15 protein-coding genes are annotated in these 23,315 nt (G+C 39.9%); 3 read left to right on the forward strand and 12 right to left on the reverse strand.

Going from position 1 to position 23,315, the window contains the following annotated elements; translation table 11 throughout:
- Both RGU12_RS22885 and RGU12_RS22890 read right to left on the reverse strand, forming a co-directional pair.
- The gene (locus RGU12_RS22885) at nt 1-1,575 is read right to left on the reverse strand and encodes a SpoIID/LytB domain-containing protein (protein WP_309538110.1); all 1,575 of its coding nucleotides are present in this window, start codon (nt 1,573-1,575) and stop codon (nt 1-3) included.
- A 252-nt stretch (nt 1,576-1,827) separates the two neighbouring features.
- Nucleotides 1,828-3,546: an ABC transporter ATP-binding protein gene (locus RGU12_RS22890; protein ID WP_309538111.1), complete on the reverse strand. Its 1,719-nt coding sequence runs from the start codon at nt 3,544-3,546 to the stop codon at nt 1,828-1,830.
- Nucleotides 3,547-3,966: 420 nt separating this feature from the next.
- Here RGU12_RS22890 and RGU12_RS22895 point away from each other — a divergent pair, with 420 nt between their 5' ends.
- Nucleotides 3,967-6,057 (forward strand): metallophosphoesterase family protein, encoded by a 2,091-nt coding sequence (locus RGU12_RS22895; protein WP_309538112.1) that lies wholly within the window; start codon nt 3,967-3,969, stop codon nt 6,055-6,057.
- A 40-nt stretch (nt 6,058-6,097) separates the two neighbouring features.
- Here the strand turns inward: RGU12_RS22895 and RGU12_RS22900 are convergent, their stop codons facing one another.
- From RGU12_RS22900 to gltC, 4 genes are all read right to left on the reverse strand, one after another.
- On the reverse strand, nt 6,098-7,960 hold the full coding sequence (locus tag RGU12_RS22900) for a PTS fructose transporter subunit IIABC (protein ID WP_309538113.1): 1,863 nt from the start codon (nt 7,958-7,960) through the stop codon (nt 6,098-6,100).
- Nucleotides 7,961-7,975: 15 nt separating this feature from the next.
- Nucleotides 7,976-8,887, reverse strand: coding sequence for a 1-phosphofructokinase (gene pfkB / locus RGU12_RS22905; protein WP_309538114.1), 912 nt, complete (start codon nt 8,885-8,887; stop codon nt 7,976-7,978).
- Nucleotides 8,884-9,639: a DeoR/GlpR family DNA-binding transcription regulator gene (locus tag RGU12_RS22910; protein ID WP_309538115.1), complete on the reverse strand. Its 756-nt coding sequence runs from the start codon at nt 9,637-9,639 to the stop codon at nt 8,884-8,886. Before RGU12_RS22910 ends, pfkB begins: the two co-directional genes overlap by 4 nt.
- 499 nt (nt 9,640-10,138) lie before the next feature.
- On the reverse strand, nt 10,139-11,044 hold the full coding sequence (gene gltC / locus RGU12_RS22915) for a glutamate biosynthesis transcriptional regulator GltC (protein ID WP_116353909.1): 906 nt from the start codon (nt 11,042-11,044) through the stop codon (nt 10,139-10,141).
- 222 nt (nt 11,045-11,266) lie between these two features.
- Here gltC and gdhA point away from each other — a divergent pair, with 222 nt between their 5' ends.
- A complete protein-coding gene (gene gdhA / locus RGU12_RS22920; protein ID WP_396232419.1) occupies nt 11,267-12,646 on the forward strand; it encodes an NADP-specific glutamate dehydrogenase in 1,380 nt (459 codons plus the stop codon).
- Between the two features lie 235 nt (nt 12,647-12,881).
- On the opposite strand, the gene odhB is transcribed toward gdhA, so the two are convergent.
- Nucleotides 12,882-14,129, reverse strand: a complete 1,248-nt coding sequence (gene odhB, locus RGU12_RS22925) for a 2-oxoglutarate dehydrogenase complex dihydrolipoyllysine-residue succinyltransferase (protein WP_309538117.1) — start codon at nt 14,127-14,129, stop codon at nt 12,882-12,884.
- Nucleotides 14,126-16,966 carry a 2-oxoglutarate dehydrogenase E1 component gene (locus RGU12_RS22930; protein ID WP_309538118.1) on the reverse strand — a complete coding sequence of 947 codons (2,841 nt, stop codon included), beginning with the start codon at nt 16,964-16,966 and terminating at the stop codon, nt 14,126-14,128. The genes odhB and RGU12_RS22930 overlap by 4 nt, the downstream gene beginning before the upstream one ends.
- Nucleotides 16,967-17,412: 446 nt before the next feature.
- On the opposite strand from RGU12_RS22930, the gene RGU12_RS22935 reads away from it, so the two are divergent.
- Nucleotides 17,413-18,138 (forward strand): Crp/Fnr family transcriptional regulator, encoded by a 726-nt coding sequence (locus RGU12_RS22935; RefSeq protein WP_309538119.1) that lies wholly within the window; start codon nt 17,413-17,415, stop codon nt 18,136-18,138.
- Nucleotides 18,139-18,223: 85 nt separating this feature from the next.
- Here RGU12_RS22935 and RGU12_RS22940 read toward each other — a convergent pair whose 3' ends face one another.
- The 4 genes from RGU12_RS22940 to asnB form a co-directional block, all read right to left on the reverse strand.
- Nucleotides 18,224-19,561 (reverse strand): murein hydrolase activator EnvC family protein, encoded by a 1,338-nt coding sequence (locus RGU12_RS22940; RefSeq protein ID WP_309538120.1) that lies wholly within the window; start codon nt 19,559-19,561, stop codon nt 18,224-18,226.
- A gap of 290 nt (nt 19,562-19,851) precedes the next feature.
- Nucleotides 19,852-20,559: a cysteate racemase gene (gene cuyB / locus RGU12_RS22945; RefSeq protein ID WP_309538121.1), complete on the reverse strand. Its 708-nt coding sequence runs from the start codon at nt 20,557-20,559 to the stop codon at nt 19,852-19,854.
- A gap of 19 nt (nt 20,560-20,578) precedes the next feature.
- Nucleotides 20,579-21,364, reverse strand: coding sequence for a C39 family peptidase (locus RGU12_RS22950; protein ID WP_309538122.1), 786 nt, complete (start codon nt 21,362-21,364; stop codon nt 20,579-20,581).
- Between the two features lie 97 nt (nt 21,365-21,461).
- Nucleotides 21,462-23,309, reverse strand: a complete 1,848-nt coding sequence (gene asnB / locus RGU12_RS22955; RefSeq protein ID WP_309538123.1) for an asparagine synthase (glutamine-hydrolyzing) — start codon at nt 23,307-23,309, stop codon at nt 21,462-21,464.
- Nucleotides 23,310-23,315: the final 6 nt, after the last annotated feature.

Raw genomic sequence — 23,315 nt, forward strand, 5'->3', positions numbered from 1 at the left:
TTAGTATCTGTCCTCTAAATCAATGCCTTGGTAATAGTGTTTAAGAATTTCCTCAAAGGTTGCGCCTTTTTCAGCCATACCCACTGCACCTGTTTGTGACAAGCCGACACCATGGCCCCAGCCACCACCATATACTTTAAAGCCAACGACTTCTTTTGTTTGATTGTTTATAACCGGTTCAATGTGGAACAAAGTACTTAAAAGTGAAGCTTGGTTACCGCTCGCATTAATGTATTTTAATGTCGTACGAATTCGGTCTTTGTATTCATAAAAAGTACCATTTTCCGTGACAAACTCAATTTCGATCACGCGGCCTGAGCTTGAGCGCTCAGTCACATTGATTTCGTGCACCTTACCTACTTTCGTATTATATGATGTGCTTAACACATCGCTCATTTCTTCTGCCGTCCATTCAAAATTCCAGCGATGGTATTTCGACCAATCTGCTTCAAAGTCTCCTTCTTTTGCTGCTCGTAAAGATTTTGAATTGCTATGATTTTTAAAGACCTCTAAGGATGGAACATGCTCAAACGCCTTTCCTCTTTGTGCATCTGGCACCCCTCTTAGGTATGGAACAGGCTCTGAACTCCACACATCTTCATTATTTGCCGAGAATCCCCCGCTAGTAGAGTTAAAGACGGCCGTTATTAATTTACCTTCATAAGTTGCGACAATTCCTCGTGTGCCATCAACTGCACCATTTGAGATTGGGTGTTCAGCTTCATAGCCACCATACACTTGGTCAGATGTTGTTGGAAGAAGATCATAGCCATCCTTGCCTCTCTTTCCCATATTGGATAAGGCATAGGTTCTAGCAGCAATCGCCTGTGATTTTTGCGCTTCTAATTCACCATATGGAACAGGGGGCAACTCACGTGGAACGACACCATATAAATATTCCTCTATGGGAAGTTCATTAATTCCCGCAAGTGACCCAGAACTGTTAAAACCAACCTCCGCGATACCTCTGTATTTTTTACCGTTAATTGTCACTAAATCATTTGAAATGACCTGGATGGAGTTAGTCGTTGTTTTTGCTGTTTCTCCATCAGAAATCTTGATTGTGGACTCACCTTCAACAGTTGTAATGAGCCTCCAATAAGCATCGCTAGCACCTAAACCTCTGGAGATGATTTCATTTTTAAAAGCCGTTCTCACTGAAAATGAGGCATCAGCTGGAAACTCGCCAATCAATAATCTCCACCCATTATTGTATTCCTCGATATAAGTTGGATACCCAAATGATTCCGCTCGTTGCAGCCAATCGGCAATATAAGCATTGCTCGTTGAATATGCAACCTGTAATCGATAGTTTGTCTTTACAACGGATGATCCCGCTAATTCGACTTGTACTTCATTATTAGATCCTGTTAAAAGGACTTCACCTGTTACTTTGTCTTTGATAGAAAAATCATTCACTCCTCCCACACTAAGTGACTCCTCAGAAGGCACAACTCCAATGCGAATCGTTGGTTCTTCTCCCTCACTTGCTTCTGCTAGATTGTCCCATATCCCCTGCAGCGATAAAATGCTGACAAAGGTAAACACAAATAATATCTTTAAAACTCTCTTCACACGCTATTCCCCCTACTCATTTTTCGTCATATAGATAAGTTCGTTAGGGGGTTAAAATTACCTTTCATACAAATTTACTATTTTTTAAAATTAAATTTTAAATATGTATTTTACAGTTTTCTATCTTCTGATAGAAAACGACAAGATTCTTTTTTCTTCTATTCTATCTATAGCAATTGACCGCTTTATGGCTGAAATTTTTATATGACTATTGACCTAGTCAATAAAAAAATGACCAGGATTTCCTGGTCATTAAGATTGATATTGAACTTGATGTAGATTCGCGAAGATGCCGCCCTTTTCAAGTAGCTCATCATGTCCACCTTGTTCAGCTATACCATCCTCTGTTACAACCACAATGCGGTCTGCATTACGAATCGTTGCCAGACGGTGAGCAATCACAAGGGTTGTGCGATTTTTCGAAAGCTCTGTTAGCGCCTTTTGGATAATTTGTTCTGTTTCTGTATCTAAAGCCGAAGTAGCTTCATCTAAAATTAAGATTGGCGGGTTTTTTAAGAACATCCGAGCAATCGCAATCCTTTGTTTTTGACCACCCGAAAGCTTAAGTCCTCTTTCTCCAACCTGCGTTTCGTAACCATCCGGCAGACCAGCGATAAAGTCTTCTAAATGGGCACGTCTTGCCGCTTCTTCAATTTGTTCGTCTGTTGCCCCAAGCATCCCGTACGCAATATTTTCCTTTAATGTCCCTGTAAAAAGGAAAACATCCTGCTGCACGATTCCAATTTGAGACCGCAGTGATTGCTTTGTCATTTTTCGAATATCCATGCCATCAATTGAAATGGCACCACCATCCACATCGTAGAAACGTGGGATTAAGGAACAAATGGTTGTTTTCCCTGCCCCGGACGGACCGACAAACGCAACCGTTTCCCCTGCATGGATCTTTAAATTAATATCCTTTAAGACAGATCCCTGCTTTTCATCGTAGCCAAAAGTGACATGATCAAACACGATATCACCACGGAGGGATGGAACAGCCACTGCATCCTTTGCATCCTTTACCTCTGGCTCCATATCGAGGAGCTCTGTAAATCGTTTGAAGCCTGCCATGCCCTTTGGATAAAGCTCCAACAAAGCACTTATTTTATCAATCGGCTTAAAAAGAACATTGACATAAAGGACAAATCCAACTAGTTCCCCATAAGTCAGGTCCCCATTAAAGCTCAGCCATGCGCCAACGACTAACACGATTAACACAAACAAGCGCGTCATGAGATAAATCCCAGCAGATGTTGACCCCATTACCTTGTACGCACTCAGTTTAGATCGGCGGAACTTACGATTGTCTACCGTGAACCTTGAAATTTCAAATTCTTCATTTGTGAAGGATTGGACCACTCGCGCCCCTGCAACGCTGTCCTCTACCCTTGCATTGACATCGGCAATATTGCTATACATCGCTTTCCATGCACGATTCATGCGAACATTCGAAAAAGCAATAAGCCAAATTAAAAATGGGACAACAATGATTGCAATTAAGGCTAGCTTCACATTAATCGTTAGCATAATCCAAAATGCCCCAATAAAGGTCATGATGGCAATGAATAAATCCTCTGGACCATGATGGGCAAGCTCACCGATATCAAACAAATCATTTGTAATCCGACTCATAATATGACCTGTTTTTGTATTATCAAAAAAACGAAACGATTGACGTTGCACATGCTGGAACAGCTGCTGCCTCATATCCGTTTCTATGTTAATTCCAAGCTTATGGCCCCAATAACCCACGATAAATTGCAACCCTGAACTAACTAAATATAAAACTAATAAACCAATGCTCACCCACACAATTGCAGACCAGTTATTGGTTGGCAAAAGTGAATCAATGAACCACTGCACTGCAAGCGGAAAGGCAAGTTCTAAAATTGCCACAATCACCGCACAACTGAAATCAATTAAAAATAGCGTCCGGTGTGGCTTGTAATATGTTAAAAAACGTCGTAACATCCTATTCTCTCCTTATGACACATACCTATTACGAATTATAAGCTGTTACCCTTGAATTTGACAAACTATTTAGTTGGTCGAAATATTAATAGTGAGGTTGAGATACATGCTTGGCCGCTTTTCCCTTTCGTGTACCGCTAGACTCTTCTTGCGGTACATGCTCTTACGCTTTTTCTCTCTGCCTTGTACCTCTAGACCCTTCTTGCGGTACATGCTCTTACGCTTTTTCTCTCTGCCTTGTACTTCTAGAACCTTCTCACGGTACATGCTTTAACTCTTTTTCTCTCTGCCTACTACCGCTAGACCTTTCTCACCACCGTGTCCTCCTCCCCAACAATAAGTACTTTCCCGAACCACAAGAACCGTCCCCTTGGTCCCTGAATAGTTATATAGAAATAACAAAATGGGATGGTGAACCAGATGGATATACCAACGGTTTTATCGGGGCCAATCCTGCGTCGTGTTGAGCCTTCTCACATCTATATTTGGATTGCTTTAAGCAAACGATACAAACTTGGTGCAAAGCTGTACCAAGTTGAAAATAAAGAGGGTACAGCTATTTCGTACCATGAAATAAATTGCAATACTGAAACGACCACATTTCGTGCAGGGAAACAACTTTATATCAGCCTTATCAAACTGACACCTCACGAAACCCAATTTCCTATAGATACACTGCTTGGGTATAATATTTTTTTTCAAAGGAATGCTGAAATTCAGGATCTACACGATTTCGGTCTTTTAGGGAAAGACCAACTAAATTCCATCACATATGGAGACCTTCCATTTCCAAGCTTTTTTATTCCTGACCCCTACCAAAAACAAACGAATCTCTTATATGGATCATGTCGTAAGCTTCATGGGAAAGGTGAGGATGCTCTTAGTCAAGGAGACGAAACAATTGAAAGGAATTTCCTTGACCTTGAGAAACGCCCCAGCGCCTTATTTCTATTGGGTGATCAAATTTATGCAGATGATGTGCCTAATCCGGTTTTTCCTATTATGGTGAAAGCCGGTAAAGAGCTTATTGGAAAAGGTGAAAAACTTACTGAAATTGAACCTCGTCTGAACGAGAATCCTTTTAAAAAATCAATCTTTCAAACTCGTGGAAGACAATATATCATGGAGAGCTTTTGCAAATTCACTTCCTCACATTCAGGTAATCATGCGATGACATTTGGTGAATATGCAACCTTATATTTACTATCTTGGTCACCTGAGCTGTGGAATGCTTATGTAGACAGTGGGGATTTCCCTGCATTTAAAGAAGCCATCGAGAAGGATCAGATCTACTTTATTTACCAAAAAAAGAAGAAAGATAAACGAAAAAAAGAAGAAAAGATTTACAAAAAAGAGTATAAAGAACATGTCACCGATGTGAAGGAAACATATCAAACTCTTTCAAAGGTGAGAAGATTACTTGCCAATATTCCAACTTATATGATTTTCGATGACCATGATATCACAGATGACTGGAACATTAGCCATCATTGGAAGAGCAGTGTACACCAATCCAACCTTGGAAGACATGTTATCGCCAACGGGCTTATGGCTTATTGGTTGTTTCAAGCTTGGGGCAATGACCCTGACCGTTTTGATCAATCCTTTCTTAAGAAGATGTGGAAGTATAGCAAAAGCTATGATTCAGGTTCACGTTCCCATGAGGTGTGGAAGGAAGCACTTTGGAATTTTGATGAATGGCATTTTGTCGCACCGACAAATCCAACTTCAATCTTTCTCGATACGCGGACACAGAGAAAATACGATCCTTCCCCACTTCCTGTATCCCTTGGTCGAAACATCAAAGAAAAGGATCGTCCCCCACAGCTCATCGGTGAACAAGGTTGGCATTCGACTACAGACTGTTTATACGCAAGCGGATGGAAAAATGGAGAACCACTCCTAGTAGTTTCTCCAACACCTGTCTATGGAATTGGTTTAATCGAATCTTTTCTCAATCAATATATTTATCCTTTAAAAACAATTGGGGTCCCTGTGACAACAGCTTTTGATTTCGAGTCTTGGAAATATAACGGAGAGGGTTTTAGCGAACTCCTTAACCAGGTTAAAGAGTGGCATCCTAGTCATTGCCTTATTTTATCAGGCGACGTCCATTACGCATCTGCTGTCAAAACCAATGTCGAATTCAATACCGGCGAAAACCTTTGCATCTACCAATTTACAAGTAGTCCAATGAACAATATGAGCTTTTCCGGCATACAAGGTGGATTAATGAAGGCAATTGTTACAATAAATGCAGCTAAACGAAGAAACAAGGAAATCAATCGATATTGTGATGAGACCTACGATATCGTAAAGCAAAAAAGAAAGGACTCTTGTCCAGCTAATTTTACGTGGAAAGAAAAAATAAGATATTTATCAACAAACCAAGGTCCCATTATTGAAACCGACAATAACCTTGGACATCTCATCCTCACTCAGGACACTGTCCAAAATGTATTGCTACAAACCAACAATATAATTACCTATGACCCTATCCCACTCACTTAAAAACTAACCCCGTGCTCACCTTAGCACGGGGTACACATCTTTATTTAATTGGCTTTTTTAAGAATCCAACTAACAGAGCTGTAACAATTGTACCAATGATAATCGCAAGTACATATAGCATCCAGCTACCTGTCACAAACGGAATGACAAAAATTCCTCCGTGTGGAGCAGGTAACCCAATTCCAAACAGCATTGTTAGCGCACCAGTAATTGCAGATCCAATCACAGCTGACGGGATAACACGTCCGGGGTCAGCAGCTGCAAATGGGATCGCACCTTCAGTAATGAACGACGCTCCCATGAAGTAAGCTGTTTTTCCAGCCTCGCGTTCTTGTTTTGTAAATTTATTTTTGAATAGTGTAGTCGCTAAGGCTAGTCCTAGTGGTGGGGTCATTCCACCTGCCATGATTGCTGCATGTGGTGCGTAATTTCCAGCGTCAATCATCGCAATACCAAAGGTAAATGCAGCCTTATTGATTGGACCACCCATATCAATCGACATCATTCCACCTAGTATTAAACCAAGTACAATTAAGTTTCCAGTTCCTAATCCTTCAAGCCATGCAGTCAACCCATCCATGACATATTTTAATGGACCTACTAGAACATACATGACTGCACCTGTAATTAAAATTCCAAAGAATGGATAAATCAATACCGGCTTAAGTCCTTCAAATGACGAAGGTAAACCTGAAACAACTTTCTTCACTAAGAGTACAACATAACCAGCGAGGAACCCTGCAATAAGTCCACCTAAAAATCCGGCTCCACCAGTTGTCGCCATTAAACCACCGATCATACCTGGTGCTAATCCCGGGCGGTCAGCAATACTCATTGCAATAAATCCGGCTAATACAGGAATCATTAATTGAAAAGCATTTGCACTTCCGATTGTCATCAAAGCACCAGCAATCGGGTTATAAGATGGATCATTCGGGTCAGATGCATTGATTCCAAAGATAAATGAAATGGCAATCAACAAACCGCCACCAACAACGAACGGAAGCATGTTGGAGACACCGTTCATTAAGTGTTTATAGAAGCCACTTCTTTCTCCACCTTCTGCTTTTTGCTTAGTTGTTTGTTCGGCATGGTAGGTTGGCGCATCCTGGTTAACGGCTTTTGTTAACAATTCTTCTGGTATGCGAATCCCTTGGGCAACAGGAACTTGAATGACCTTTTTACCATTAAAACGAGCCATTTCCACTTGTTTATCGGCAGCAACAATAATGGCTACTGCTTCATCGATCTCTTCCTGGGTAAGTGCATTTTTTACACCAGTTGAACCATTCGTTTCAACCTTAAAATCAATGTTCATCTCTTTTGCCTTCGCTTTTAATGCGTCTGCAGCCATATACGTATGGGCAATTCCGGTCGGACAAGCTGTCACCGCAAGAACCTTTTTCTGCCCCTCTTTTTTCTCAATTGGGGCTTCTTCTTCTTCCGACTCACTTTCTTTTTCATTAATAACTCGAATGAGTTCATCTGGACTTTGTACCTTCATTAATTTTTCACGAAAACCAACGTCCATTAACAATGAAGACAAGCTTGATAAGGTCTCAAGATGCGCATTATTCGCCCCTTCACTTGCGGCAATCATGAAAAATAAATGACTTGGCTGTCCATCTAATGATTCATAATCAATTCCGTTAGTCGAACGTCCAAACGCAATCGCTGGTGTTTTCACCGCAGCAGTCTTCGCATGCGGAATGGCAATTCCTTCACCAATTCCAGTTGTGCTTTGGCTTTCCCTAGTTAAAATGGCTTGTTTGAATTGTTCCTTATCTTGCAATCGTCCAGCTTCATCAAGTTTGGAGACCAATTCGTCGATGACCTCGGCTTTTGATGAAGAAGAAAGTTCAATAATGATTGTATCTTTCTTCAACAAATCCGTAATTCTCATACTGCATGTTCCTTTCTATAACTTCTTCACTTGTACTTGTGAAATTAATTCGTTTATCTTCTCTTCTGTTGCTAATCCTTCTAAATAGGCTGTTGCACTGCCTGCCGTTGCCCCAAAGCGAAAGGCTTCTGTTGCATTTTGATTTTTTGAATAAGATGCAATAAAACCTGCAACAACAGAGTCTCCAGCACCAACCGAGTTAATAAGCTTTCCATCTGGAATGTTTGCAGAGTAGACTTCGTTTCCCACAAATAGCAGACTGCCCTTGTCAGCCATCGAAACAATGACGTGCTCCGCTCCCATTTCAATGAGCTTTTTCCCATAAGGTATAGCTTCTTCTGCACTCTTTATCTCAACACCAAATATTTCACCTAGTTCGTGATGATTGGGTTTGATTAAAAAAGGCTTATAAGGAAGGACTTCGACTAATAAATCTTTTGTAGCATCCACGACAACTTTAACTTCCCTGTCCTGTAAGTTGTTTGTGACTTGCTGATACAACGTGGACGGCAACGAAGAAGGAATGCTTCCTGCAAGTACCAACACATCTCCTTTTTGTAGCTGATTAAACTTTTCAAAAAGTTGCTCAAGCTCAACAGATGTTATTTTCGGACCAGCGCCGTTTATCTCTGTCTCAATATTTGAATGGAGCTTCACATTGATTCTAGTGTCACCTTCAACAGCTACAAAGTCCGTCTGGATGTTCTTTTCCGTTAACGTATCAACTAAAAATTTTCCTGTAAAACCGCCAACAAACCCTAAGGCAACACTACTTATTCCAACATTTTGCAATACGGTTGAAACATTTATCCCTTTTCCGCCAGGGCTTTTTCGATCGTTTTTAATGCGATTTAGTTCTCCAACCTTAAAGTCATCCAACTCGATAAAATAATCGATGGAGGGGTTTAATGTAACTGTGTAAATCATGTTGTCACTACCTTTATGTTGATATGTTCCTGATAGGATGTTAGTTCCTTTTTGGTTAATCCATCATCTGTAATTAAAACGGCATCCTTTAATGAAGAAATTCTTGAAAATGAAACCTCATTGAATTTTGTGTGATCAGCTAGAATAAAACTTTTCTTCGCCAATCCCATAGCCGTTTGTTTAATCAGTGCTTCTTCAGGATCAGGGGTTGTAAAGCCATATCTCAAATCAATCCCATTCACTCCTAAAAAGCATTTATCAAACCGATATAGGTTCAAGCTTGATAACGCTCTACTCCCGATCATTGCTTTCGTTTGTGGTTTAATAATCCCACCTATGAGATAGGTTGCGATTCCTCTTTCAAGTAATGGCTCAATTAAATTCACCCCATTTGTTACGACTGTAAGTCCCTCGTGGTCAAGAAATGGGATGATTTCCTGTGTAGTTGTCCCTGCATCTAGAAAAATGGAATCACCCTCTTGAATGAACTGAGAAGCAAATTTAGCGATCGCTATTTTTTCTTTTATATTCTTTGCTATTTTTTCTTTATAACTGGGCTCTGTTCGATTTCCATGCATAAGAGCCGCTCCACCATGAACCCTTTTCAACTGATTTTCTTGTTCAAGCTGCACTAAATCACGACGAATCGTTGATTCCGAAGAGTTTGTTCTTTCGATCAACTCTTGGAGTTTCACAACACCGTGTTCCTTTAATAAGGATAAGATAAGCTGATGTCTTTCTGGAGTTAACATCATGTCACTTCCTTAATGGATTGTACTCTCATTATATTGAAGCCTTTTTTATAAATCAATCAAAAACGTTCACTTTCAACCAAAAACATCCAAGGAAATTTTTCCCCTTCTCACATAAGGGTTCCCACAGGACGTTGAGTTTGCTTCCTTGAAACTACACCACACGAAGAAATTGCGTGCTTTTTCAAGGGTCGTGACCAACATCGTGTAGGCCTGAAGGGCTTGCGGATCACCCGCAGAAAGCGAGTGCCAGAAGCAAAAATCACCCTACTTCGACTTATAAACTTTAAGTTAATAACAACCATTTTTTAGAAAGGAGAGAAAGGAGAAAAAAGAGAAAAACTGAAAATTCCTTTGTACACAGTTATCTTATGAGCGGACGAGCGGAGCCAAGTGAGGGCTGTATGAGAGGTTTGACAATAATCTTAAGGGAGCCTCCACTACTAGGCTCCCCACCAATCGACAAGTTCCTCCTATTTCCGAGGAAATACAACGAGGATCAGTATTGAAATTTGTCTAAAAATGAGAAGTAGTCCTTTAAAAAGTCGTAAAAGAGTTGTTCCGTAGGAAGCAATTTTCGCTCTCTGGGAATAATAACTCCTACTGAACGGGTAACTTCTGGGTGTACAACTGGAAGTTTCACAGTTGAATGCGGAATATTTTCAATCAAGGTTACTTCAGGTATAATTGTAATACCAAGTCCTGCTGACACAAGTCCCTTGATTGCATCAATATCTTCTCCTTCAAACGAAACGGTCGGCTGAAAACCAAGTTGGTTACATGCTTTTACGATAATATCTCGTAACACAAACCCATTTGGAAATAACACAAATTGCTCTTCCTTTAATTGACTTAGGCTTAATGATTTATTGGATGACAGTGGATGTGAGCGATGCAAAAGTGCTACCATTCTATCGGTAAACAAAGTGGTTCCAATGAGTTTCTTTTCCTGGTTTGGTACGGGTCCAAGCAATGCCATATCAATTTCACCCGTTTTGACACGCTCAACTAATGAATAGTAGTTACCTTGTGATAATGAAAACTTCACTTTAGGATGCTTGTCTCGGAAAGCCGATACAACTGTTGGTAATGTATGAGCAGCCAAGCTACTTGGAAATCCAATTCGAATTGTCCCGCGTTCTGGGTCCAAATATTCTTCAATCTCACGTTTAGCATTATCCAAAACATTTAATGCTTGCTCAACATGATCTAAAAAGACTCTCCCAATTGGCGTTAACTTCACATTTCGTCCATCTCGTATAAATAAATCTACGCCTAATTCCGCTTCCAAATTGAATAATTGCCTACTTACCGCTGATTGTGCAATATGCATGGAATTTGCCGCTTCCGTTACATGTTCTCGCTTAGCAACTTCAATAAAATAGGTGAGTTGTCTGAGTTCCAATGGCCTTCCTCCTCGATTCATCTCATTTCGGCATCGTTTATATCTTTTATTAATATTGTTTAGATTAATTATTCATTATACAATGATTAATATCAAGAATTTACAGATAAAAATTTTGTCCGTTGATTTTGACTGAATGTGTATGTTCAAAAAGATCACTGTTCTTTTTGAACATCCTTAAAAAAATATATAGCAAAGAAAGGGTGAATGTACACGATGGCTATGATCGAACAGTCTATTCCTGTACCAGAGTTAAAACAAGCAACCGATTATATGAACAAAGTATATGAGGAGGTTAAGAAGAGAAATCCTCACGAACCTGAGTTTCACCAGGCAGTGAAAGAAATTTTCCTATCGCTTGTACCTGTATTTGCTAAAAATCCAAAATATATGAAACACGCTATTTTAGAAAGACTCGTAGAACCGGAAAGAATGATTACATTCCGAGTACCCTGGGTTGATGACCAAGGTCAAATTCATGTGAATCGTGGCTATCGTGTTCAGTTTAACAGCGCACTTGGCCCATACAAAGGCGGATTGCGTTTCCACCCTTCCGTAAATGCAAGCATCATAAAGTTTCTTGGCTTTGAGCAAATCCTAAAAAATTCATTGACTGGTCTTCCAATTGGTGGCGGTAAAGGTGGCGCTGATTTTGATCCAAAAGGAAAATCCGATAATGAGATCATGCGCTTTACGCAAAGCTTTATGACTGAGCTAACAAGACACATCGGCCCAGATATCGATGTTCCAGCAGGAGATATCGGTGTAGGCGCAAGAGAAATCGGCTACATGTTCGGTCAATATAAAAGACTTCGTGGCAGCTTTGAAGCAGGCGTTTTTACTGGAAAAGGTCTTGGTTATGGTGGAAGCTTAGTCCGTACGGAAGCAACAGGCTATGGTACTGTATACTTCGTAGAAGAAATGCTGAAAGAACAAGGTCTTTCTTTTGAGGGAAGCACAGTTATCGTTTCAGGTTCTGGTAATGTTTCTATTTATGCAATTGAAAAGGCTCAACAGCTTGGTGCAAAGGTTGTTGCGTGTAGTGATTCCAATGGCTATATCTATGATGAAAATGGCTTAAACCTCGAAACAATCAAACGCATTAAAGAAGTAGACCGTAAACGCATTAAGGAATATGTGTTAGAGCACCCAGAAGCAGAATATGTTGAAGGCTGCTCAGGTATTTGGTCGATTCCTTGTGATATCGCATTACCGTGTGCGACTCAAAACGAAATTGATAGTGAATCTGCACAAACTCTCATTTCAAATGGAGTAAAAGCAATTGGTGAAGGTGCTAATATGCCTTCTACATTAGAGGCAATTGACTTATTCGTAGAAAGTGATATTCTTTTTGGACCTGGAAAAGCTGTGAATGCTGGTGGAGTTGCCGTTTCTGCTCTTGAAATGTCACAAAACAGTATGAGACTTTCTTGGTCATTCGAAGAAGTAGACAGCAAGCTACAGGATATCATGGCTTCCATTTATCGCAACAGCATGGATGCTGCTGAGGAATACGGCCATCCTGGAAACCTAGTATATGGTTCGAACATCGCTGGCTTCATAAAAGTAGCAGACGCAATGATCGCTCACGGTGTAATCTAATTCAAATATAAACATACAAACGCTGTTTCTCAATTATGGGAAACAGCGTTTTTTGTCCCCATTAAAAAGGCGCATGCCCCCAATTGGAGCATGCGCCCTATTTTTATTGTCCAGCTCCAGCGCCTAGCCCCTCGAGGTCATAAGCCAATCCGTCAAGAAGGATAAAAGGCATCCTTCTCGCCGGCTTTTCTTATGCTTGTCGGGGCTGGACAAGGCGCTTGCGCTTTTCTTAAGATCAACCTTCTAATAAAAGGTCTTCTGGATCTTCTAATAGTTCTTTTACTTTTACAAGGAATCCTACAGCATCCTTACCATCGATAATTCGGTGGTCATAAGATAGTGCCACATACATCATTGGACGTACTTCTACAGTGTCTTGATTATCTACAACAACTGGGCGTCTTTGGATTTTGTGCATTCCTAAAATACCAACCTGTGGTGCATTAATAATCGGTGTTGAATTTAGAGAACCGAATGTACCACCGTTTGTAATGGTGAATGTACCACCTTGTAAGTCACTTAAACCTAATTGGTTATTTCTTGCTTTTTCTGCTAGACGGCCAATTTCAGCTTCAATACCCGCAAAGCTCAATGTATCAGCATTACGTACAACTGGTACTACTAATCCTTCTTCTGCAGAGACTGCAATACCGATGTCATAGAATTTTTTAAGCAGGATTTCATTTCCTTGAATTTCAGCATTAACAAAAGGATATGCCTTTAATGCACCGATAACAGCTTTCGTAAAGAAGGACATGAAACCAAGTTTAACGCCATGCTTTTTAAAGAAAGCATCTTTACGACGAGCTCTTACATCCATCACAGCTGTCATATCTACTTCGTTAAATGTTGTTAGCATTGCAGCTGTGTGCTGTGCTTCAACAAGACGTTTTGCAATGGTTTGACGACGTCTAGACATTTTAATACGTTCTACACGTGGATCGTCATTTACCACTGGTGCTGCTGCAGGTTGTTTTGCTGCAGGCGCTGGAGCTGGTGCTGCCTGTGCTTGCTTATAAGCTTCTACTCCCTCAACACGAACGCGACCAAGTGGATCTTTGTATGGAACTTCATTTAAGTCAATGCCAAGCTCTCTTGCTCGTTTTCTAGCTGCAGGTGAAGCAATGGCTTGCTTACCTTTTTCTTCTGTAGATTCAGGTTCAACTGGCTCTTGTTTTGTTTCTGGTGCAGCCGCTTTAGGCTCTTCAGATGGTGCTGCTTCTTGTGCTGGAGCACTTGATTCAGAACCATTTTCATCAAGCTTTGCAATCACTTGACCTACTTCCACATTATCACCTGGTTGGAATAAGAATTCCTTAATAACCCCTGTATATTCACTGTTAATTTCAACATTTACTTTGTCCGTTTCAAGTTCAGCGATTGACTCACCTTTGTTAACGAGCTCGCCTTCTTTTTTTAACCATTCAACAATTGTTCCTTCTGTAATGGACTCAGCTAATTCCGGTACTTTAATTTCGATCATTGCTGATTCCCTCCTTTGTCTGTATGCAATGCATCTTGCATGATCCAAGCTTGTTCTTGTTTATGAATATCTGGGTCGCCCGTAGCTGGACTTGAGCGCTTCGGTCTACCAATATAATCTACTTTAATCTCTTCAGATAAAACGTCCATTAATACTGGTTGTAGAGCTGGCCATGCACCCATATTCTTAGGCTCTTCTTGAACCCAAACAACCTCTTTAAGGTTTGGATACTGACTAACTAATTCCTCTACCTCTTTTTTAGGGAATGGATACAGTTGTTCCACTCTTGCAATATGCAAGCTTTGTGCTTGTTCCGCAGGTAAGTTAGCCGCTTCTGTCGCTAGGTCAATTGCTACTTTTCCAGTACAAAGTATTAAGCGTGTTACTTTATCTTTCTCAGTTCCCATTCCTGGCTGTTCAAGTAATGGCTTGAAGCTTCCATTTGTTAAATCAGCTAGTGATGAAGCTGTTTGCGGGTGACGAAGCAGACTCTTTGGTGTCATGACAATCAATGGTCTTGCTTCATCAGTTGAAGTAAGCAAGGATTGTCTTCTTAATAAATGGAAATATTGTGAAGCACTTGTTACGTTCGCAACTATCCAATTATTTTCTCCAGCCGCATTTAAGAAACGCTCCACTCTACCACTTGAGTGCTCTGGACCTTGTCCTTCATATCCGTGTGGTAAAAGCATGACAAGACCTGATTTTTGACCCCATTTCGCATGGCCTGAAGAAATGAATTGGTCAATAATTGGCTGAGCCACGTTCACAAAGTCACCAAACTGTGCTTCCCAAAGGACAAGCGCATTCTCATCTTGTACACTATACCCATACTCAAATCCAAGAACAGCAGTTTCAGATAATGGGCTGTTATAGATGGAGAACGAAGCTTTTGCTTCTGGTATATTGTGTAATGGGATATATTTTTCATTAGTTTCATAGTCATTTAATGCGACATGACGATGAGCAAAGGTTCCTCTTTCACTATCCTGACCCGTTAAGCGAACGGTTTTTCCTTCTGCAAGAACAGATCCAAATGCTAGTGTTTCAGCTAATGCCCAGTCTACTTTATTGTCTTCATCCAAAGCCGTTTCGCGGCGCTTTAAAATACGCTCAAGCTTTGGATACACAGATAAAGATTGTGGCCATTGTAATAATCCCTTATTCATACTACGTAATAGCTCAGCAGGAACTGTCGTATCGAATTCTGGAATAGCAGATAGAGCTTTCGGTTTCTTCGGCTTCACACGCTCTTCATTTTCAACAAAATCATCATAAATCGCTTGAAGACTTTGCATGAATTCTTCACGTTTTGCAGAAAGCTCCTCAGCTGTCATAACGTTTTTGTCAACTAACTCTTGACCGTATTTATCAGCAATAACAGGGTGATTTGTAATTTTCTTGTACAATAATGGCTGTGTCACACTCGGGTCATCCATTTCGTTGTGACCAAAACGTCTGTATCCAACTAAGTCAATTAAAATATCTTTTTCAAAACGCTTACGGTATTCATAAGCAAAGTGAATTGCTGAAAGACATGCTTCAGGGTCATCTGCATTGACACGTACGATCGGAATTTCATACCCCTTCGCAAGATCACTTGCAAAACGTGTTGAACGAGAATCTGTATTATTGGTTGTAAATCCAACCATATTATTGGCAATGATATGGACCGTTCCGCCAGTTTCATAGCCTTTTAATCTGCTTAAGTTTAATGTTTCGGCTACAACACCTTCTCCAGGGAATGCAGCGTCACCATGAATAAGAACACTAATTGCGCTTTGCTTATCTTGAACAGGGTATCCTGCTTTTCTAGTGTTGTCCTGTGCAGCTCGGGTAATCCCTAATACAACAGGGTTTACGAACTCCAAGTGACTTGGATTGTTCGCAAGATTAATATGAGTTACGTGCTCCTTAGGACCTTTAAATCTACGATCAGCTCCTAAGTGATATTTCACGTCTCCAGACCAACCATAGTTAATTCCTCGTGAGCCTTCAGAAGGAATTAAATCTTTGTTTGGTGAATGATGGAACTCAGAGAAAATCAATTCATATGGCTTGTGAAGAACATGTGCTAACACATTTAATCGGCCGCGGTGAGCCATACCGATCATAATATTGTCGGTACCATCACTACTGCCTTCTTGAATTAAACGTTCCAGCATTGGTACCAGCATATCTAATCCTTCGATTGAGAAACGCTTTTGGCCAACGAATGTTTTGTGTAAGAACTTTTCAAAGCCATCCACATTCATTAGACGCTCTGCAAGTTGTTTCTTTTCATCGGCACTGAGTTTTAAGCCCATTCCATTGATTTCAACCTGCTGTCTTAACCATTGTCTTTCATCTTCAGCATCAACATGTCCAAATTCATAAGCAATGGTTTGCGTATAAACAGATTTTAAATGCTCATATGCATCCCATCCAGTCTGAACGGATGGAGGAGCTTCCTCCCATATATATGTCGCTGGAATATCCATTAAATCTTCTTTCGTGAGGTTGTAGTAGCTAGGCTCTAAAAAGCTTGTATCCGGTTTCGGTCTGGTGCGAAGCGGATAGATATCAGCTGCCAAATGCCCATACGCACGAATGTTTTTGATTAATTTACTTCCAGATGTGATCGTCTTGATTGTCTTCGGTGAGATACCCCCACTTACTAATTCTGCTGTTGCTGCATTCTCATCTGCTGGTGGTGGACCAAGTTCTTCGAAAAGCGCTTTCACAGAAGGGTCTACTGAACTTGGATCATTCTTGTACTTTTCATACATGTCAAAGACATAACCCATGTTTGGGCCATAGAATGACTCCCACACATTTTTCCTTTGTTGGTTATCCATTTTGTTGTTAGCCTCCATATTACATTCATACTTTGTAATACTTAATAGACAAATTTTTTGAACTATGACGTCTACCCATACTATACCCCATTTCCAATTAATTTCTAGTAAAATGCTTACATTGGAATTTTCCAGAAAAAAGCCAGAAAAATAGGCAAAATAAGAGTCATTATATAGTCATAATTCTGATTAAATATGTTATCCTTATCTTATAGTTGAAAGCAGAAAGTTTCCTTGATATAAATCAAGTTTTCGAAGGAATTTTGCTAAAGAAAAATACATGATTTGGAATAACATAAAGTGAAGTCTCTATTGTAGTACAACATTCCACTTGAAGTAAAGGAACCGTTAGAAAAGTTGTTGATCCACTTACACTTTTAGAACCAAAAGTCCGTTTAGACTTCGGCAGGGTAGGTAAACTAAAGTACAACAGGAGTCCGCATTTTATGGGCATTTTGAAAGGAGAAAAAGTGTTCTGTATGATAAGCAGTCCACATGATCCAAGCTATATTTGTCAGGTACCTATTTTTCAAGGTTTAAATGAGGAAGAAATGATTCTTTTACAAAACGTCGTTCAAATTCGAGATTATCAAAAAGGCGATGTGATTTTTAGAGAAGGTGATCCCTCTGACACTCTCTATATTATTGGAGAGGGCATTATCAAAATCACAAAGGTGGCAGAGGACGGCAAGGAACAAATTGTTCGTCTCTTATTCCCTGACGATTTTTTTGGTCAGTCTGCAATGCTTCAATCAGAAAATCATTATGCTAATGCGGTTGCCATAAATGATACCGTTATCTATACCATTCAGAAACAGGACTTTTTTAATACATTAGAGCGCAATCATAAAATGGCGCTACGCTTCATGCGGGCTTTAAACGAAAGAATTTATCAAGCTGACGAATGGATGAGTTTACTAAGCTTAATGGAGGTTGAGCAACGGTTAGCAAGTGTACTCCTCTTGTTTAATAATCGAGTTCGTTCCAAGGATGGTCGCTTTAAGCTTCCTATTACAAAAAAGGTTTTGGCTTCTCTTATCGGTACAACACCTGAAACCATCAGCCGGAAGTTTGTTAAGTTCATTTCAGAAAACTTAATTGAGGTAAATGGTCAAAGGAATATTCACATCCTCGATCTTGAGGGCTTAAAAAAGAAGGCAAAAACATTATAAAGGTCTAACCCCACATTCGGAAATGTGGGGCGTTTTTGTATCAAATTAAAAGCGCCCGACCATCTATGGTCAGGCGCTTTTATCATCAAAATGAAACATATTGAAGTGGATTGACTGCATTTGAGTGTCCTCCACTGTATTGGGTCGGGCTATATGGTCCGTCATAGATTTCAAAGTGAAGATGCGGGCCGGTTGAGTCACCTGTATTCCCCATGTAGCCAATTAGTTGACCTTGCTCTACTCGGTCATACTGGCCAACAAAACGTTGATCTAAATGGGCATATACGGTTGTCATTTGACGTCCATTGATATAATGGGTAATCATAATGACATTTCCATAACTGCTTTCTAAACGGGAACGTGTAACTGTACCGCTTGCCGCTGCATAAATTGGAACATTTCCTACACGGCCACCTTTTCCGATATCAATTCCAAAATGCATTCTTCCCCAACGCATTCCAAAACCTGACGTTAAACGCCCTGTTGTCGGGTTCATAAATGCCCCATTGTTCACAACAGGAGGCGGTGCTTCAGGTAGAGGAGGCGGTGTTTTCCCTTCTGCTTCGGCCTTTTTACGTTCCTCTTCGACCCTTTTCCGCTCTTCTTCAGCTTTTCTTCGCTGCTCCTCAAGCTCTTTTTGCCTTTGGTTCCAAGCATTGATTTCCATCTGGATCGCCTTTTCCTGCGCGGCTAATAATTCTCCAACATCCTCCAAAGCATGGAGCTCCTCGTGCATCTTTTGCTCCTCAACCTCTAATTGGGCCATTACTTTGTTTTGTTCTTGAATTTGACCCTGTAGCTGAACTTCTAACCGGTCAAGTTCTTTTAGCTGGTCTTCTTGCTGTGCAAGTAAGGTTTTAACCTCTGCTTTGTTTTCTTCAAGTTGTTTAATGTCTGCTTCATGCTCATTCATAATTTCACGGTCAGCTTGTACAAATGTAGATACTGCACTAATCCGATTAATGAAATCATTAAAGCTTTTAGCGCCGAGCAACACATCCACATAGCTAACTACTCCACCGCTTTGCTGAAGACTGCGCATCCGCTCTTTGATAAGCTCGTCCCGCTTTTGAATCCGTTCCTCAAGCACCTTCATTTCGGCCTCAAGACGTTCAATTTCTTCTTTTGTTTCTTGGATTTGTGCTTTTGTTCCATCAATTTTGCTGCGGGTTTCACTTACGGCAAGATCAAGTCGTTTAATTTCCTGCTCGACACCGACTTTTTGTTGTTTAATCTCACCAATTTTTTCTTCTTTTTGAGTAATTTCAGACTCTAACTCTGATTTTTTTTCCTGAACTTCCTTCTTTTCACTTTCTAGCTGTTCATTTTTTTGAATCGCTAATGCAGTATTAGGCATGGCCGTCAATAAATTTCCGATTCCTATTGATATACCTACTCCAACCATTAGAAGTTTGCGCTTCAACGAAATAGCATCCCCCTTCTACCAACCTAGCAATCTATCATTTTAATGGGTGACAACCCTATTAGTCCATCACCACAAATATCATATTTTGCTATATATTCTCATGTTTTGTATTATAACATAAAAATTTGTCTCAAAACGTCAAAGTAATATTACAAATATATTTCATAATCTGTTGAAAACACTGGATTAAGCAAAGATTTTTCGACAAACGAAGTAGACACGTATAGCACTTCATAAATATAAAAAACTCGCCTTATTAGACGAGTTTCCTATAATTCTCCGAACATTTATTTAAGATGTTTGCCCGAACGTAAAATGGATCTCTCCACTAGTACGTTCATCGCATCTATACTATACTTTGCTGCTTCATCATTTAATTTTATACAGGATAGTTCCGTACATGCCAAAATGACCGTTTTACAATTCTCTTTTTCAACAAGGTGCATAATCAACTCTTCAAGCTCACTCGAATCTACATCTAGGTCACTTTTGACATTGTTATAAATAATATCCATGACCTTTTCTTGTAAGCTATCATTCGGGGCATGAAGATTTAGCTTATACTTCTCACAAACATCCGCGTAGATTCCACTCTGTATCGTTCCGTTTGTAGCAAGAATACCAATCCTCGCGCCCTCCCCATACATATCATGGATATCCTTTATTGTTTCTTCGACCATGTTGATAATCGGGATCTTCGTCATTTTTTGCAGCTCATTGTAAAAATAATGAGAAGTGTTACAAGGAATGGCAATGTTCGCAACTCCTGCTGCTTCTAGCAACTTGAAATCATTTTTAACGGCATTTAAAAACGTTTCACCCGTATTTGTAAGAATTGCACGGGTTCGGTCTGGAAGGGTTGCATGATTAAGAATGACCATATTGAGATGATCTTGGTCCTGATGAGCCTCTGTTCGATTAACAATTTTATCAAAGAAAACAGAGGTTGCCTTTGGACCCATGCCACCTATAACACCTAATGTTTTTTGTTCCATGTTAACACCTATTTCCTAATTACTTAACTGTCATTGCATGACTCCCTAAGTCCTCATAGCTTGCAAAAAACGCATCCGCATCATACGTAATTTGCCCCTGCAATGGATCCATGACGTGCACCTTGTTTCCTACATAGCCATTTAGGACAACAGCGTGTAAGTTCGTCGGAGCATTGAACGTTGCGTTTGTCTCGTGAATATTCCAAGAATAATTCACTTTCTTCTTACTTAAATCTAAGGTTACCCAAACGACCACAGGGTTCCCTTCTTCAAGCTCCATCATGATTTCATCACGTGAACTCCCGCTTAGGTCAATGGGTTCTAATTGAGCACCTACCTTATCAATGTAAGTTTGTGCTGCTGTTACAATCGGAGGCGCATAGGAAAAGAAGCCACTCCATTGGCGTGGGTTTCCAGCATATGCTTTATTCGGATCTGGTCCATACAATACCTTGTTGACTGTCTTAAAGGGCTGCTTCGGTAAATAATTGTCAGCCATGTCTAATTTAGAAACGTCGTAACCATGAAAATTTAATACCGAAGTCAACGAGGTAATTTCACATCCGTTCGGCAACTCCGGTAACTGGAGTACTTTGTCAACTGGAATAAACACCTCAATTTTACCATTCAATACTTCACGATATGGATTGGCTTCCTGGGCATACACCGTTGTAAACCCAGAAAACACTCCATCTGTTCCAGAAATCACACTTCTAGCAATTCCCTTAACAGTTTCAACATTCAATAATAAATAACCGACACATATGAGATTCAAAAATAATAATCCCGTTACTATTTTTTTCACTTCTATCTGCCCCTTCCCCCACTCTTACCAGTAGGTTCCTTCTGCTGAATAAAGTTAGACAATCACTAGAAACCATGTATATGTGAAAAAACAGGTTTTATAACTCGATGAAAAATTTCTTATACCACACAAGGAATACATAAACCGTATAGATGTTTCTTGCATAGTTATGTCTTCCATGGTAGTGGTCATCAAGATATTTCATAAGCTCTTCTGTTTGGAAGAATTCTTTTGCAATATCAGATTCAAACATTTCTTTTACGATGTTGTAGTATTTCTCTTCACGGAGCCAGTGTCTCATCGGAACTGGAAATCCTACTTTTTCACGTTTTGCCCATTCTTCAGGTAGCACCTTTTCAGATGCAGCACGTAGGGCATACTTGGTATCGATGTCGTTCACTCGTAAATCACTAGGGATGTGAGAAGCCATTGACATGACTTCTTTATCTAAAAATGGTACCCGTAATTCAATGGAGTGAGCCATACTCATTTTGTCTGCTTTTAGGAGGATATCCCCCGGAAGCCAAAGTTTAAGGTCAAGATACTGCATTTTTGTTACATCATCTTTCCCTTTAACCTTATCATATACTTTTTTCGTTATACTTTGTACAGAAGGGCCTGTTTGATATTCATCTTTTAAGACTTTGCGAGCATCTTCTTCCTCAAATATTCTCGCTTGACCGATGAACTTTTCCTCAACCGGTTGACCACCCTTCACAAGGAAGTTTGTAATTTTATTTTGCGGCAGAGCAGCACTGATTCCGGAAATCACACGTCGAATTCCATAGGGAATCTTTTCGTATTTTTCTAGCTTTCCAGACTTTTGGTACCATGCATAGCCCCCAAAAATTTCATCTGCTCCTTCACCAGAAAGAACAACCGTTACGTGCTCACTTGCTAATTTTGATAAAAAGTACAATGGAACCGATGATAGGTTTGATTGTGGCTCATCCATGTGATATTGGATGGTAGGTAGCATTTCAAACGCCTGATCTGCCGTCATTAGTTCTTTATAGTTCTCAATTTCAAGGATATCGGATAAATCCTTTGCTAAGTTCGTTTCATTGAAGATTCCTTCATGATCTTGGAATCCTACAGAAAATGTTTTATTTGGCATTAATAAAGCCGTGATATAACTCGAATCAACCCCACCTGAAAGGAAGGAACCAACCTTTACATCACTAATTTTATGGTAATTTACCGATTCCTTTAAGGTATTGTTAATTTCTTCAATATAATGGTCAAGCCCTTTATCATCGGCATCAAAATCAATATCCCAATAAGGCTTGATTTCAATATTCCCTTTTTTGTAAAGCATATAATGACCAGGCTTTAATTTATAAACACCTTTAAAAAAGGTTTCATCAAGCACTGAATACTGGAAGGTTAAATAAGGCTTTATCGCATCTTTATTTAGTTCTTTCTTAAAAGCTGGCTGTTTTAAAAACGACTTGATTTCAGAACCAAAGATAAGCGAGTTGTCTGCTGTATTTTGCGTATAATATAAAGGCTTTATCCCAAAGAAATCACGTGCTAAAAACATTGATTCATTGTTCTTATCCCAAATCGCAAATGCAAACATCCCGCGAACCTTTTGTAAAAGGTCAACCCCATATTCCTCGTATGCATGGACGACAACTTCACTGTCAGAATCACATTTAAAAATATGTCCTTTTTCAATAAGATCTTCGCGAAGCTCTTGATAGTTGTAGATTTCACCATTGAAAACTAAAACACAGCTACCATCTTCATTGAGCATGGGCTGGTTTCCTTCATCAGATAAATCAATGATGCTTAAGCGGCGAAAACCTAAAGTTGCTCGATCATCTGAAAAATAGTTACCACTATCAGGACCTCTATGAATAATTGTGTCCATCATATCATTTATTACTTGTACTTTATCTATTTCAAGCTTTGAATCAGCAAAACCAACGAAGCCACACATAGTTTA

Source organism: Ferdinandcohnia sp. QZ13, assembly GCF_031324165.1.
Taxonomy (GTDB): domain Bacteria; phylum Bacillota; class Bacilli; order Bacillales; family Bacillaceae_L; genus Ferdinandcohnia.

Bases quoted from the DNA above. Each gene is read 5' to 3' on its own strand.
- RGU12_RS22890 (WP_309538111.1), bottom strand. From the start codon at position 3,546: ATGTTACGACGTTTTTTAACATATTACAAGCCACACCGGACGCTATTT.
- RGU12_RS22895 (WP_309538112.1), top strand. From the start codon at position 3,967: ATGGATATACCAACGGTTTTATCGGGGCCAATCCTGCGTCGTGTTGAG.
- RGU12_RS22900 (WP_309538113.1), bottom strand. From the start codon at position 7,960: ATGAGAATTACGGATTTGTTGAAGAAAGATACAATCATTATTGAACTT.
- pfkB (WP_309538114.1), bottom strand. From the start codon at position 8,887: ATGATTTACACAGTTACATTAAACCCCTCCATCGATTATTTTATCGAG.
- RGU12_RS22910 (WP_309538115.1), bottom strand. From the start codon at position 9,639: ATGTTAACTCCAGAAAGACATCAGCTTATCTTATCCTTATTAAAGGAA.
- gdhA (WP_396232419.1), top strand. From the start codon at position 11,267: ATGATCGAACAGTCTATTCCTGTACCAGAGTTAAAACAAGCAACCGAT.
- odhB (WP_309538117.1), bottom strand. From the start codon at position 14,129: ATGATCGAAATTAAAGTACCGGAATTAGCTGAGTCCATTACAGAAGGA.
- RGU12_RS22930 (WP_309538118.1), bottom strand. From the start codon at position 16,966: ATGGATAACCAACAAAGGAAAAATGTGTGGGAGTCATTCTATGGCCCA.
- RGU12_RS22935 (WP_309538119.1), top strand. From the start codon at position 17,413: ATGGGCATTTTGAAAGGAGAAAAAGTGTTCTGTATGATAAGCAGTCCA.
- cuyB (WP_309538121.1), bottom strand. From the start codon at position 20,559: ATGGAACAAAAAACATTAGGTGTTATAGGTGGCATGGGTCCAAAGGCA.
- asnB (WP_309538123.1), bottom strand. From the start codon at position 23,309: ATGTGTGGCTTCGTTGGTTTTGCTGATTCAAAGCTTGAAATAGATAAA.